General features: G+C 63.9%; 11 protein-coding genes. 3 read left to right on the top strand and 8 right to left on the bottom strand.

Going from position 1 to position 14,505, the window contains the following annotated elements; genetic code table 11:
* The first annotated feature begins 9 nt into the window (after positions 1 to 9).
* The gene (locus GA566_RS27045) at positions 10 to 1,011 is read left to right on the top strand and encodes a tripartite tricarboxylate transporter substrate binding protein (RefSeq protein WP_137926383.1); all 1,002 of its coding nucleotides are present in this window, start codon (positions 10 to 12) and stop codon (positions 1,009 to 1,011) included.
* 162 nt (positions 1,012 to 1,173) lie between these two features.
* On the opposite strand, the gene GA566_RS27040 is transcribed toward GA566_RS27045, so the two are convergent.
* Both GA566_RS27040 and bluB read right to left on the bottom strand, forming a co-directional pair.
* A complete protein-coding gene (locus GA566_RS27040) occupies positions 1,174 to 2,514 on the bottom strand; it encodes a DUF2314 domain-containing protein (protein ID WP_160474551.1) in 1,341 nt (446 codons plus the stop codon).
* Positions 2,515 to 2,567: 53 nt separating this feature from the next.
* Positions 2,568 to 3,233 (bottom strand): 5,6-dimethylbenzimidazole synthase, encoded by a 666-nt coding sequence (gene bluB / locus GA566_RS27035; protein ID WP_137926381.1) that lies wholly within the window; start codon positions 3,231 to 3,233, stop codon positions 2,568 to 2,570.
* Positions 3,234 to 3,442: 209 nt separating this feature from the next.
* Between bluB and GA566_RS27030 the strand changes: the two genes are divergently transcribed.
* The gene (locus tag GA566_RS27030) at positions 3,443 to 3,799 is read left to right on the top strand and encodes a YqjD family protein (RefSeq protein ID WP_137926380.1); all 357 of its coding nucleotides are present in this window, start codon (positions 3,443 to 3,445) and stop codon (positions 3,797 to 3,799) included.
* Positions 3,800 to 3,823: 24 nt separating this feature from the next.
* Here GA566_RS27030 and GA566_RS27025 read toward each other — a convergent pair whose 3' ends face one another.
* A complete protein-coding gene (locus GA566_RS27025) occupies positions 3,824 to 5,953 on the bottom strand; it encodes a TonB-dependent siderophore receptor (RefSeq protein WP_160474550.1) in 2,130 nt (709 codons plus the stop codon).
* A 321-nt stretch (positions 5,954 to 6,274) separates the two neighbouring features.
* On the opposite strand from GA566_RS27025, the gene GA566_RS27020 reads away from it, so the two are divergent.
* Positions 6,275 to 6,469 (top strand): hypothetical protein, encoded by a 195-nt coding sequence (locus GA566_RS27020; RefSeq protein WP_137926378.1) that lies wholly within the window; start codon positions 6,275 to 6,277, stop codon positions 6,467 to 6,469.
* A gap of 1 nt (position 6,470) precedes the next feature.
* Here GA566_RS27020 and GA566_RS27015 read toward each other — a convergent pair whose 3' ends face one another.
* The 5 genes from GA566_RS27015 to GA566_RS26995 form a co-directional block, all read right to left on the bottom strand.
* Positions 6,471 to 9,593 (bottom strand): efflux RND transporter permease subunit, encoded by a 3,123-nt coding sequence (locus GA566_RS27015; RefSeq protein WP_160474549.1) that lies wholly within the window; start codon positions 9,591 to 9,593, stop codon positions 6,471 to 6,473.
* 18 nt (positions 9,594 to 9,611) lie between these two features.
* A complete protein-coding gene (locus GA566_RS27010; RefSeq protein WP_160474548.1) occupies positions 9,612 to 10,826 on the bottom strand; it encodes an efflux RND transporter periplasmic adaptor subunit in 1,215 nt (404 codons plus the stop codon).
* Positions 10,810 to 12,093 (bottom strand): TolC family protein, encoded by a 1,284-nt coding sequence (locus tag GA566_RS27005; RefSeq protein ID WP_137926409.1) that lies wholly within the window; start codon positions 12,091 to 12,093, stop codon positions 10,810 to 10,812. Before GA566_RS27005 ends, GA566_RS27010 begins: the two co-directional genes overlap by 17 nt.
* Before the next feature lie 372 nt (positions 12,094 to 12,465).
* A complete protein-coding gene (locus GA566_RS27000; protein ID WP_160474547.1) occupies positions 12,466 to 13,320 on the bottom strand; it encodes a CoA ester lyase in 855 nt (284 codons plus the stop codon).
* A gap of 9 nt (positions 13,321 to 13,329) precedes the next feature.
* Positions 13,330 to 14,502, bottom strand: a complete 1,173-nt coding sequence (locus GA566_RS26995) for a CaiB/BaiF CoA-transferase family protein (protein ID WP_160474546.1) — start codon at positions 14,500 to 14,502, stop codon at positions 13,330 to 13,332.
* Between the last annotated feature and the right edge of the window lie 3 nt (positions 14,503 to 14,505).

The following is a 14,505-nucleotide window of genomic DNA, read 5'->3' as shown; positions in this document are numbered from 1 at the left end:
GAGAGCCACATGAACCGATTTACGCTCCGCCGCATCGTCATCGCCGCCATCGGCGCTGCCGTCGGCACCGCTGCCCTGCTCGGCACTGCGCCCGCCATGGCGCAGAACGGCTATCCGAACAAGCCGATCACCATCGTCGTGGCCTACCCGGCCGGCGGCGATACCGATGTACTGGCCCGCTTGATGGCCGAGAAACTCTCGTCCCGTCTCAAGCAATCCGTCGTTGTAGAAAACCGCACGGGCGCAGCCGGCACCATCGGCAGCGCCTACGTGGCCCGCGCCGCCGCCGATGGCTACACGCTGCTGCTGGCACCGAACACCGTGTCGATTGCACCGCTCGTGCTGAAGGCCGGCACCGGCGCCACCTACGACGTGATGAACGACCTCACGCCCATCGCCGAACTCGGCACGCAATCGCTGTTCGTCGTGGTGAACAAGAACAGCGGCATCGCCAAGATGAGCGACCTCGTGGCGCGCGCCAAGGCTGGCAAGGTGGAAACCTACGCCACGCCGGGCAACGGATCACCCATGCACATCATGGGTGAACTGTTCAACAAGTCCGCCAACGTCAAGCTGTCGCAGGTGCCCTACCGAGGCACCGCACCCGCCATCGTCGACGTGCTCGGCGGACAGGTGCCGATGACCTACGTCACATACGGCGCCGTGGCGCAATACGTCGGCAACGGCACGCTGCTGCCGCTGGCCGTGGCGGACACCAAGCGCTCGCCGTTCGCACCGAACGTGCCTACGCTGGCGGAACTCGGCTACAAGGATGTGGAAATCGGCGCGTGGCAGGCGCTGCTGGGCCCCAAGAATCTGCCGCAGGACATCGTTCGCACGCTGAACACTCACGTGAACGAGATTCTCAAGCAGCCCGACGTGGTGGCCCGCATGGCAACCATCGCCGTGACGCCAGTCGGTGGTGAGCCCGCCGTGCTGCAAAAGCTGATCGCCACGGACTACGCGCGCTATGCAAAGCTGGTGAAGGAGTTTGGCATCCAGGCCGATTGATGCGATTTCAACATTCGACCTGAACACATCTGGTAGTACTGCAGCCCGGCGTTTTGCCGGGCTTTTTTATGGCGCTGCCTCGCGGGCAATCATGCCCTGACCCAAGCGTCACCGCATGCGGATGATGTAAGAAGGTTGATCCTGGAAGGTCATGGCGGTCTCCTACTTCAGTAGTTTCGCGGTTTCGTTGCCTTCGGTGCGGCCATCGGGCCAGCGGTGCAGATAGTCGAAGACTTCCGCCTGTTGGATATCCACGATCTGCCCTGCTTTCAGGCTGGGGACAAAACGTGGCTCGCTGCGTAGCATTCCCTTGATTCGCTCGCCCTTCCATTCCATCACCTCGACCCACATGAATTCCCGTCTGTCGTCTGTCGTGGCAAACGGCGCCTTGACCAGCAGCAGTTCACCAGGCGACAAGCCACGCTGAAACGCTTTCTGAAGTGCGGGGAGTTGCAGACGCGCACGCTCGCTTGCCTCGCGCAATGCGTTGTTGGGACGCACGCCGATCACTTCATCGGGTTTTGCGCTGAACACTGCCTTGACGAAATTGGTTTGGCGTTCGGTTGTGCCGCTGCCTGGATAGGTATCGAAATGCAGGGCGACGAGCGTATTGTCCGGGTCGCCTTCTTCCGCCGGTGCTTCCAGCAGACGCACGCGACCTTGTCCGCTACCACCAGCGAGAACGCTTTCGCGTAGACGCTTGCGTGCCCCAGCGTGGCGGAATCCCGAGATCCTGAATTCGAGCAGGCCCTTGTCATTGGCCGGTCCGCTTTCCACCAACTGCTGCCCCACGCTGCTCATGGCGGTGCCCAATGGGGTATTCAACGACCACACCGTATCGTTGATCACCAGATCGGGAAGGCCGAACTTTGCCATGCCGAGAGAGATCACGCGCGTCTGGCCGTCATTGTTGTACGCGTGATAGACGATCTGGCGTGCAACGTCGGGGGTATCGGCCTCCCATGACTGCAGTCGGGACGATTCCCATACCTGAGGCGTGAATGCCTCGCGTGTTTCCTCATCCCAGATAATCGCCTGCCCTTGCCGCACCAGTTCCGCGACAAACGCTTCGGCGCGTCGCAAGCGGGTGATGGCCTGACTGCCCGGATGCGCGAACGTCAGGAAGACGGCGCGTGGTGCCTTCTGCAGTGCCTGCGCTTGTTCCCGCGTCAGGCCCCGTCCAAAGTATCGAAGCGATTCGAGCGAAGGCGGCGCGGAATCACGCGCGACGTTCCGACTATCGACGATGTGCAGCAAGGCTGTGTCATACGCGGCCTTGCCGGGCTTCTCCACAACCTGCATCGCGAACCTTGGGTCTGCGGCCAGCGATCGCGCGGCCCTGGCCGGGTCTGCCGATGGCGGCGACAGGTAGTACAGGGCGACGGAGAACGTGACGACCTGGCGCTGCCAGCCCTGTGCCGATAATGGCTGGCCCGGTGTGGCGTAAGTCTGGCTGGTAAAGAAAAAGACCAGGAGCAGGAGGATACTGCGAACGCGTTTCATCTTTTTATTCGGTTCAAGGTCGGACGTGGCCGCCGGGCCACGCAACATCCATCTCAATCGGCGTCGCGCACCGATGGCTCCCACAGCATCTCGCCCAGCGGGCGGCGCTGGCGCCAGCCTTCCTGTTCCAGCATGGGTGCGTCGTAGAACGCGGGGACCGGCCCGATGCATAGCAGCCCGAACGGTGTAGCTCCGTCAGGGAGCGCCAGTTCTTGCGCGAGGGCATCGGGATCGAACATCGAAACCCAGCCGAGGCCGAGATTCTCTGCGCGGGCGGCGAGCCAGAGGTTTTGCACAGCGCAGGCGGCGGAAGCCCATGCCATTTCGCGCGGCATGCTGCGGCGGCCGAAGACCGTGCCGTCGTCGGGCGCGAGGATGACGGCGAGCAGTTCGGCACAGTCGCGGATGCCTTCGACCTTGAGCCGAAGAAATTCCCCGGCGCGTTCGCCAAGGGCCTGCGCCGTGGCCTGCCGCTCTGCCTCCACGAGCGGGGCGAGGCGTGTACGCCATTCCGGCGTGCTCAGGCGCATGAATCGCCACGGTTGCATCAGGCCCACCGAGGGTGCCTGGTTCGCGGCATGCAGAAGCCGCTCCAACTGCGCGTCGGGAAGCCGCGGCCCGGGTGTGAAGTGACGGCAGTCGCGCCGCAACGCAATCACGCGGTAGATGGCATCGCGTTCAATGTCGCCGATCAGAGTGGCGGACCCGGTGGTTTCCATGGTTGAGCAGGTAGCGGAGGCATGTCGTTGTAGCACAGGTAGTGCGCCAGTGACCATACGTGCGCTTGCGGGTCAAAGTTACAAGCACCGGTAAGTTTTTGGCGTGCGCAACGTCGCGCCAGCGTGAAGGCGCCCGCGCGGACTTGCAGCGCGCGCTGGTACGGAACGTGCGCAGGGGGTGGATTCAACCTGACCACAGTGGAGGTCCCATGCCCAACGATCCGTACGATCCCAATGACATCAATCCGTCGGACCCGCAGCAACGCCTGCGGGCCGACTCCCGGCAGCTGGCACAGGACCTGGACGACCTGCTGGCCAAGCTGCCCAACCTGACGGGCGACGCCATCGAGTCCGCCAAGCAGACGTTCCTGACCAAGGCATCGCAAGGCTCGGACAAGCTGGCGTCGATCAAGTCGTCGGTGACCGATAGCTACGCACGCGGACAGGAGTGCGTGACGGAATACGTCCACCAGCAGCCGGTGCGTGCCGTCGGCATGGCGCTCGGCATCGGCTTCCTGCTTGGCGCCCTGCTCTGCCGGCCGTCCAGTCGCGGCTATCACGACTGAACGACGACTGACCGCTGAACGCGCTTAGTAGTTCAGCACGACATTGAGCATCGCCACGCGCGGGTTGCCAACTGGCAGCACATTGTTGTTCAGCCCGCCCGCGTAGTAAGCCTTGTCGAACACGTTCTTGACGTTGAACGCTGCACGCCAGTGCCGGGCGGTATAGCCGAAGCCGAGGTCGGCCACGGCGTATCCCGGCACCGTGTAGTTGAAGCTGTAGCCGCGCTTGGCGCTCTCGCCCCGCACGCCTGCGCCGACGAACCAGCCGGCCAGTGCACCGCGGAAACGGTACTGGCTCCACACCGAGAAGCTGTGGCGAGGCACGGCGTTCAGTGACTTGCCGACGTTCGCAGCAGTCGTATCGTCCGTGACTTCGCTCGCGATATACGCATAGGCACCGGTCACGCTGAGGCCATTGCCGAAGTCCTGCATCACCTCGAACTCGAAACCTCGGCTGCGCTGTTCGCCCACGGCGACGCTGAACCCTGTGTTGATCGGATCGCTGCTCAGCACATTGCGGCGAGTCAGGTCGAACGCCGCCAGTGTCACCAGTCCGGCCTTGCCCGGCGTATCGAATTTCACACCCACTTCGTACTGCCGGCCTTTCTCGGGCTTGAACGAGTTGCCGCTCACGTCGGTGCCCGCGTTGGGCAGGAAAGACGTGGCGAAACTCACATAGGGTCGCGCCCAGTGCGTGAGGTCGTACATGACTGCGGCACTGCCGGAGACCGCGTTGTCATCGGTATCGACGCGTGAGTTGGTCAGATGGTTGCGCGATGCGGTGCGCGCCGATTCGTAGCGCAGGCCGCCGGTCAGCGTCCAGCGATCGGCCACGCGGACCTGGTCGCGCGCATAGAGGCCCAGCGCATTGAGCGTGTCGTTGGAGTCGGTGCTGAAGTTGGTCGGGCAGTTGATCGCCGCGCCATACACCGGGTTGTACACGTTGAGTGACGCCACGCGGCACGTCTTCTGGAGGCGATCCTCATTGGTGTGCCGATAATCGATACCAAATGTCAGGCTGTGCTGATGGCTGGCGAACGCGAACGTCTTCTGAACGTTGGTATCCACGCCAAAGCTATCGCCCTTGAAGCTCTGCTGCGTACCGCTGCGCGCCATCGTCTGGCTGTTTACCGCCATTGCACCCGCCGTGACGAACATCCCCGTCAGCGACGACGTCTGGTAACGCAGGTTCTGGTTGACCGTCCAGCCCGAATCGAAGCGGTGCGTCAGCGCGTATCCAATCCGGTTCTGCTCGCCGTCATACGGCGTGGCATTCGGCTCGCCGATGAAGCGCGAGTTCGGCACCACGCCGTTGATGTTCGACACCAGCGTGCCATTGACCGGCAGGCCCTGCTGGCGAATATAGTGGCGCTCGTTGTGGCTGGCGAGAATCGTGAAATCCGTACGCTCGCCAAAGTCCAGCGTCAGCGACGGCGCCACATAGCGGTTGCGATACCACACGTAGTCAGTGGGATCGTCGCTATCCATGGCCAGCGCGGTCAGGCGGAAGGCCGCCTTGCTGTCGGGCTTGAGCGGCGTGCCCACGTCGGCGGTGACCTGCCGGAGTCCATAGTTGCCCACGGTCAGACCCAACTCGCCGAACAATTCCGGACGCGGCCGCTTGGTCACCATGTTGACCAGGCCACCCGGCTGCACCGCGCCGAACAGCACCGAGGCCGGACCCTTGAAGACTTCGACGCGCTCCATGCCGAACACTTCCTGCGCCACGCGGTTGTTCGTGTCGACGAGCAGGCCATCCGCGAACAGCGATTCCGACGCCCGCTGGCCGCGGATGATGAAGTCGTCCCATCCGCGACGGCCGTAGGTATTGGTCGATACCCCCGCCGAGTTCTGCAGCACGTCACTCAGGTTCTGCGACTGCTGGCTGTCCATCAGGTCGCGCGTGATCACGGTGATTGACTGCGGTGTGTCGGCCACCGCCTCGTTGGACTTGGTGACGCCGGCCGGACGGCGCGTGGCGAAACCGACATCGACATACGGATCGGTCGCGGCCTTGACCGTGACGGCGGGCAGCGAAGTCACGTTATCGGCTACTGGCTCCTCGGCGGCCATGACAGGCACGACGGGCAGCGTGAATGAAGCGGCAACCAGCGTGCGGGCTGCAATAGCGAGAGGACGGCGGCGGAAAGACATCGAATGCGGCAGGATGCGGGAAAACCCGCAGTCAGGAGAAGGAAGGGTCGCATACTAATTGAGAATTATTTCTATTTGCAGTCATTCCTGTCTGTTTGTCGCTTTATCGATACAAGGCCGTATCGAGATGCCTCCGCACCGGGCGTTTAATAAATTTGAATGACTATGACACCGATAGCCGACTTTGGGCGGGGAGCCCGTCGGTATAGTGCTGCACATGGACAGCGCAGCAGAGGACGAAAGGCAACAGCCACGCCGAAGCCCTGGCCACCACCCTTCAAACCAATTGAACCCAACTAACCGTTAGCAAGGCAGCGAGCCATGACCCGCCCCCAACACAGCCACCGTGACGCCCACCATCTGAAGATGGCCGCCTACGCATTCGCGGCCGGGTTCTCCTCGCATGCGCAGACCTCGTCGGCGCTGGGCCTGCTCACCGGCACGCTGGCGGTTTGCACGCTGGCTGCGCAAGCCATCGCGCCGGGCGGCTTGCGCATCCCGGCGCTGGTGCGTTGAATCAACCCGCCACGGAATCCGACAGGCGGTTGCCGTTTTCCGGTTCCGCTTCCTCGTCGGGCCAGTTACGGCCCACCATCCACTCGTAGAGCGTAGGCAACACGATCAGCGTCAGCATCGTGGCCGTGATCAGGCCGCCGATGATGACGATGGCCAGCGGGCGCTGTGTTTCCGAACCAATCGCACGCGAGACGGCCATCGGGAACAGACCCAGCATGGCGAGCATCGCGGTCATCAGCACGGTGCGCAGGCGATCCATCGAACCGGTCAGCACGGCCTGCCGCACGGACAGCCCTTCACCGCGAAGCTGATTGAAGTACGTCACCATCACCACGCCGTTCAGCACGGCCTGCCCGAACAGCGCGATGAAGCCGATGGCCGCCGACACCGACAGCGGAATACCCGTCAGGAACAGCGCGAACACGCCACCGATCAACGCGAACGGAATGTTCGAGATGATCAGCGCCGCGCTCTTGAACGACTGGAACGCGTTGAACAGCAGCAGGAAGATCACCAGCACCGACAGCGGCACCACGATCGACAGACGTGCCATCGCGCGTTCCTGATTCTCGAACTCGCCCGACCAGCTGATCTTCACATCCTCGGCATTGACGTTCTTCTTCACCAGCGCCTGCATGTCTTTCACCACGCTACCCATGTCGCGGTCGTGGATGAAGATGCCGATCGACGTGGTGCGCTGGCCGTTCTCGCGGCTGATGTTCATGGCACCAGACGCCGTGCGGAACGTCACCAGTTGCGACAACGGCACCTGCGCGCCTTCGGCGGTCTGCATGAAGATGTTCGGCAGGTTCGGTAGTTCGCGCTCGTTCGGCTTCAGGCGGATCACTACACTGAAGTGCTTCTCGCCCTCCCACAATTCGGTGGCAGCCTTGCCGGCCAGTGCGCTCTCCATCAGGTCCTGCACATCGGCCACGTTGATGCCATAACGGGCGGCCTGGGCACGATCGAATTCCAGCACGTACTGCGGCAGTTCCCCGTCACGGTCGATGAAGGCGCGCATCACGCCCTTCACGGACTGCACGTTGGCCAGGATCTGGTCGGCCACTGCCTTGTTGTGTTCCAGGCTGTCGCTCTGCACCTTGATCACGATCTGGCCCTTGATCTGCGAGATGCTCTCCAGAATGTTGTCGCGCACCGGCTGCGAGAAGTTCGGCTCGATGCCCGGCAACTGTCGCAGGTTGTGATTGATTTCCTCGATGATGCGGCGCTTGGTGAACCCATCGCGCCACTGCTTCTCGCCCTTCAGGTCCACCAGGATTTCCACGGTGTTGATCAGCTTGGGATCGGTGCCATCGTCCGGGCGGCCCACCTTCGAGATCGTGGTGTTCACCTCGGGCGTCTTGCGGATCACGGTACGCAGCATGCGCGCCTGCTCGCGGGCTTCGGTCAGGGAGACCGAGGCCGGCAGGTCGAAGCTGACCCACATCGAACCCTCGTCGAGTTCGGGCAGGAATTCGCTGCCGAGGAACTTGCCCACACCCACCGTGGCCACCAGCAGGCCCAGCGCGACACCAACCACCTTCTTCTTGTTGTCGAGCGCCCAGCGCAGCATCGGCTCGTAGAGCCGCTTGCAGTGACGCACCACGAAGTTGTCCTCGTGCGCGATGTTCTTCTTCAGCAGCAGGTGGCACAGCAGCGGCACCACGGTCAGCGACAGGATCAGCGAGCCGATCAGCGCGCCCGTCACCGTGTAGGCCATCGGCGCGAAGATCTTGCCCTCGTGGCGCTGCAGCGTGAAGATCGGAATGTGCGCCGCGATGATGATCACCATCGAGAACACGGTAGGACGCCCCACTTCGGTCGTGGCCTGCAGGATGGCGTCGAGGCGCGCACGGCTGTCCTTGATCTGCTGTTCCTTCAGTTCGCCCAGACGCTTGAAGATGTTCTCGACGACGATCACCGCGCCGTCGACGATGATGCCGAAGTCCATCGCGCCGAGCGACAGCAGGTTGGCGGGAATGCCAACCCACGTCAGGCCGATAAACGTCGAGAGCAGCGACAGCGGAATCACCAGCGCCACGATGGCCGCCGCGCGCACGTTCGCCAGGAACAGGTACAGCACGGCCATCACCAGCAGGGCACCTTCCACCAGGTTGCCGAATACCGTGTGCAGCGTCTTGTCGATCAGCGTGGAGCGGTCGTAGTACGGCACGATCTTCACGCCCTTGGGCAAGATCTGCGAGTCGAGCAGTTCGATCTTCTGCTTGAGCGCCTCCAGCACCACCGACGGGTTCTCGCCCTTGCGCATCACCACGATGCCGGACACGATATTGTCCTCGTCATCCTGGCCCATCAAACCCTGCGGCGGCGCAGCACCTACGCGCACCTCGGCGATGTCCTTCACCAGAATCGGCGTGCCGTTGTTCTCGGCCACCACCACGTTGGCGATATCCGCCGAAGTACGGAAACTGCCCAGCGAACGCAGCAGATACTGCTGGCGGCCATACGTGACAGCACCGCCGCCCGCATTCGAGTTGCCGCGCTGCAACGCCGTGAACAATTGCGCCATCGAGATCTTGGCGTCGCGCATGCGGCCAAGGTTCGGATTCACCTCGTATTGGCGCACCGATCCGCCGATGGTCACCACGTCCGCCACACCCGGCACCTGACGCAGGTTCTTCTCCACGACCCAGTCCTGCAGCGTGCGCAGTTCCTGCGGCGTATAGCCCTTGCCGGCCAGACGGAAGCGGAAGATTTCGCCGATGGCCGTAGAGAGCGGCGCCAGTTCGGGCTGCACGCCATCGGGCAGGTCAACGGCGCGCAGGCGCTCGATGATCTGCTGGCGCGCGGTCACGTCCGTGGCCTTGTCGTTGAACGTCACCATCATGAACGACAGGCCGAACTGCGTGTGCGAGAACACGCGCACGGAATTCGGCGTACCGGCCAGCGCCGTTTCGATGGGAATCGTGACCTGACGTTCCACTTCCTCCGCGGCGCGGCCCGGGTACAACGTGATCACGTTGACCTGGATGTCCGACACATCGGGAAACGCCTCGATTGGCAGGTTCTTGAAGGCGGCCAGGCCGCCGGCGACGAAAATAATGAGGCCGAGCCAGACGAACAGCTTCTGGTGCAGCGAGAAATGAACGATTCGGGAAATCATGTATCTGTCGTCCCCGCCTTACTTCGCCGACGCACGCGCGTTGTTCACGGCCGTGGCGTCGCGCAGGATGTCCTGCAGATACAGGTTGCCGTCAGTGATCACCACATCGCCGGCAGACAGCCCCGACACCACTTCGGAGGTGCCCGGCATGGTCACGCCCAGCTTGACTTCGCGACGCTCGAACACGATCGGTGCAGCAGACTTGCGCACGAACACGTAATTCTTGTTGTCCGCCAGGAAGATGGCCTTTGCCGGCACCGAGATCCCCTGGAACGACGCGGCCTGCACCTTGGCCGTCACGTACATCTCGGCTTTCAGCCTGCGGTCGGCATTGGGCACCGACAGTCGCACCTTCACACTGCGCGAGGCCGGGTCCACATAGTCGGCGATCTTGACCACGGTGCCCTTGAACGTTTCGCCGGGATACGCGGCACTCGCCAGTTGCACCTCGATACCCGGCTTGAACAGGCCGAGATCGGCTTCGGCGGCGTCGAGTTGTGCCCACAGCGTGGTGGGATCGGTGATCAGGAACAGCGGTGCGGTGGGTTGCTGGTCAGGGCGCACTTCCATGCCCGGATTGATATTGCGTTCCACCACGAGGCCGTCGATGGGGCTGCGCAGCGCAAAGCGCTGGTTCACCGCGTCGCCGCCCGCACCGTACATGCGCAGCGCGGCCTGCGTGCGCTGCGTATCGGCCGAAGCGCGCGCGCTGTCGGCCTGCGCCTGTTCGAAATCCTTCTGCGAGATGATGCCGGCGTCGTAGAGTTCGCGCTGGCGGGCCAGCGACTTCGACGCCACGGCACTGTCGGCGGCGGCCTTGCGTGCATCGGCTTGCGCGAGACCGAAGTCCGGCGAGGTCAGCATTGCCAGCGGCTGGTTGGCTTTCACCGTGGCGCCGGGCTGCACGAGGATTTCCATCACGCGGCCCGTGAACGGCGTGGCCACGCGCACCGTCTTGTCCTCGTTCCAGACCAGACGCCCTGGCATCTGCAGCATGCGGTCACCGCCGCTCTGTACAGGCTGGCCTACGATGCCGGCGAGCGTCTTCACGCTGGCCGGGTAGGAAATCGTCTGGCCCGAGATCTTCGGATCGTCATCGTTCTCGGGGGCTTCCTTCTTGCCGCAGCCCGTCAGGGCAAGCGTGCACAACGCCACCACGGCGGCCATTCGTACCGCAGCGGTACGAGTCAGACGGAAATCGCTGGAAATACGCATATCAAGGGCGCGACGCATCGGTACGAACCTGGGGAAGCTTGTTGAGATCGGAACTGGTAGCTTGCAGCGCCGTGAGATAGGCCGAAAGGGCCTTGGCATAGTTGCCTTGCGCCTCGAGTGCATCCACCCGGGTCTGACGCAACGCGCGGCGCGCGTCGAGCAGATCCAGCACGCCGCTGGCGCCCTTGGTATAGGCAAACTCGGCACTATTGGCCACGCTTTCGGCAGCGGGCAGTACGGATTCGCGCATCTGCTGCAGCGACGCGCGGGCCGCTTCGAGCTGGGCACGCAGCCGGCCGATGTCGTTCTGTGCTTCGAGCAGGATCCGGTTGCGGTCGTCGAGCGCCGCGTAGTAGTCGACTTCCGCGCGGCGAGCCTCGCCACCATAGCTATGGCGCACGAACAGCGGGATCGACACGAACGCGCCGTAGCTGTTGCCGCTGCCCGTGGTATTGGCTTCGGAAATCGGATAGTGCTCGTACTGAACGCCTACGGTCACATCAGGCACCCGGCCCGCACGGGCGAGGTCGCGCTGCGATGCCGCAGCCGCCAGCCGCGCTTCGGCGGCGGTCACATCGGGCCGGCGCTGGAGCACTTCGGGATCGACCGGCGGCACGGGCGCGTCCGGCGCCGGCCAGTCCGCCACGAGGCGGTTGTCCATCAGCGTGCCGGGCACGCCCATGGCGGCGGCCAGTGCGGCCTTGTCACTGGCGTGATCGGCCAGCGCGTTGCGCAGGTCGCTCTGCGCGCGCAACGTTTCAAGCTGGAGCTTGGTCACATCGGCGCGCGATACGTCGCCCGACTTGAGCCGCGTTTCGTTGGCCTGCTGCGTCCGTCCGTAGAGGCCAACCATTTCGGTCAGCACTTCCACGCGCGTCTGGCTGACCAGCGCCTCGTACCACGCCTGATCCACGCTGCCGAGCTGCTGGGCCACGATGGCCTGGGTCTGCTCGCCCGCAGCCACACTGGCCTTGCGCGCCGCGTCGGTACGCAGATTGCCCTTGTTGGCGGTTTCGATGACCTGATCCACGCGCACCGTGGAGTCCACGGTCTTGCTGCGCCAGTTGCCAGCCCCCACGCCCAGATGCGGGTTGATGTTCGCCACACCCAGGCTCAGCACCGGGTTCGGTCGTTGCGAGGCAATCTGGATATCGGCCTGACTGGCCTCTTCGCTACGGCGCGCGGCAATGATGTCGCGATTGCAGCGCAGGGCATCGAGACGAGCCTGCGAGAGTGTCAGGGCGGCCTTGGCGGGCGGCGGCACACAAGGGCCATCCGGCGGCATTGGCTCGCTGGCCGCGTGGCCCGCGCTGGCCGCCAGGGCAAGCAGCGTTACCGCGGCAGCTTTGGAAACAACAGAAAAATGCACGATCAATCAGGCTCGATTCGCTAGCGGTCTGCAGTAAACGACCGTGCCAACCGAACGGTGCACCGGGCATGAGACTTTTTATGATTCTGGCCGCCCGGGACACGCGGCCTGCCCGAAGGCGGATGCGCACGATCTCCCACGCGCATTTGATCCCAACGTGATTTCAAATGGCTTACATATTCACGCAAGCCACCGCAATTTCTGCGAACCGTCCGGTCAGGGAAAACACCGATTGGCGGCGCGGGCCCTGCCGTCGCCAAAGGCTTGCCGCGCCACTTTTTGCAGGATTCAACGCATGCGAGCGGTTTCCGCTGCGGCCACGATGCGTTGCGCGCGATCGAGCACGGGGCGGTCCACCATCTTCCCGTCCACCGCAATCGCGGCACCGTTCGACGCGGCAGCCTGCTCCACCACCCGAGTGGCCCAGGCGAGTTCTTCGGCGCTCGGCGCCAATCCCGCGTGGACCCCTTCGATCTGATTGGGATGAATCACCAGCTTGGCGCCAAAGCCGAAACGCCGGCCGCGCGCGGTATCCGCCGCCAGCGCCTGCGCGTCGCCAATGGCCGTGCACACACCATCGACAGGCGCCGGCAGGCCGGCCGCCCTCGAATGCATCACCAGCGCACTGCGGAATGCGTGCAGCGGCAGATCGTCATCGGCCACATCGAGGTCGAACATCAGGTCGATGCTGCCAAACAGCAGCCGCGTGACGCCGGGGGCGCGAGCTACTTCGTGGAGGTCCGCAAACCCTGCCGCACTCTCTAGCAGGGCGTGGCAAGGAATGTCCGGCAGCGTCTTGCGGAGCGCGGCCAGCGAAACCGCGTCTGCCTTGGGCAGGACGATGGCCTGCACATGTTGCATCGCGCAAAAATCGAGATCGTCCGCAAAATACGCGGTATCGGCACCATTCACACGCAGCAGCAACGCCACGCCTGCGGCGTCGGCCTGTGCCTGCAACGGTTGCCAGGGCGCCGTCAGGCCATCGCGCGCAGTGGCCTTGGCATCGGGCGCCACGGCGTCTTCCAGGTCGACGATCACGGCATCGGCGCCCGCCGCAATGGCCTTGCCAATGCGCTCTGGGCGCGATGCGGGGACGAACAGATAGCTGCGGGGCACGCGCGCTGCTTTTTTCGTGGAAGTCATCGCGCGTCCTCAGACCACGCCATCGGTATGCAGGCGCGCGATCTGCTCGGCGCTGTAGCCAATCTCGGCCAGCAGGGCATCGGTATGCTGGCCGACTGCCGGCACCGCGTCCATGCGGGCATCGGTCAGGCCGGGCGGCAACAAGGCGGGTACGCTGCCTACCGGTGTCTCGATCTGGCGCCAGCGATTGCGCGCCGCCAGTTGCGGATGATTCCAGACGTCGGCCATGGTGTTGACGTTTGCATTGGCGATGCTCGCCGCCTCCAGGCGTTCCACCACCTCGGCTGCAGTCAATCGACTGAACGCCTCGACGATCCGTGCGCGCAACTGCGCACGGTTGGCGCTACGCAGGCTGTTGGTGGCAAACGGCGCATGCGTGGCCAGTTCGGGTTCCTGCAGCACCACCTTGCAGAACATCGCCCATTCGCGCTCGTTCTGCAAACCCAGCATCACGGTCTTGCCGTCGCCGGTCGGGAACGGGCCATAGGGATAGATCGTGGCGTGCGCCGCCCCGGCGCGCGGTGGCGGCTCGGCGCCGTCGAACGCGTAGTACATCGGAAAATTCATCCACTCGACCATCGATTCGAGCATCGACACGTCGATGCACTTGCCCCGGCCGGTCTGCCCCCGCTCGATCAGCGCCGCGAGGATGTTGCTATAGGCATACATGCCGGCGGCGATATCCGCCACGGAGGCACCGGCCTTGACGCCCTCTTCCGGCGTGCCGGTCACCGACACGAAGCCCGATTCGCTCTGCACCAGCAGGTCATAGGCCTTCTTGTCCCGATAGGGGCCATCGGCGCCATATCCCGAGATATCGCAGACGATCAGGCGCGGATAGCGTTTCGACAGCGTGTCATAGTCCAACCCCAGCCGGGCCGACGCACCGGGCGCCAGGTTCTGCACCAGCACATCGGTAGTCTCCAGCAACGCAGCCAGCACCGGTGCGGCATCGGGCGCCTTGACGTCCAGCGTCAGGCTCTCCTTGGAACGGTTGGTCCAGACGAAGTGCGACGACATCCCGCGCACGCGGCCATCGTAGGCACGGGCGAAATCTCCGGGACCGGGACGCTCGATCTTGATGACGCGCGCGCCCAGATCAGCCAGTTGACGCGTGCAGAACGGCGCGGCAATGGCCTGTTCGAGCGAGAGTACGGTAATGCCTTCGAGCGGTCTGGACATGGC

Origin of the sequence: Cupriavidus sp. SW-Y-13, from assembly GCF_009793345.1 — a bacterium.
In the GTDB taxonomy this organism is placed as follows: Bacteria; Pseudomonadota; Gammaproteobacteria; order Burkholderiales; family Burkholderiaceae; genus Cupriavidus.
This window is presented reverse-complemented; position numbering and strand designations above follow the sequence as displayed.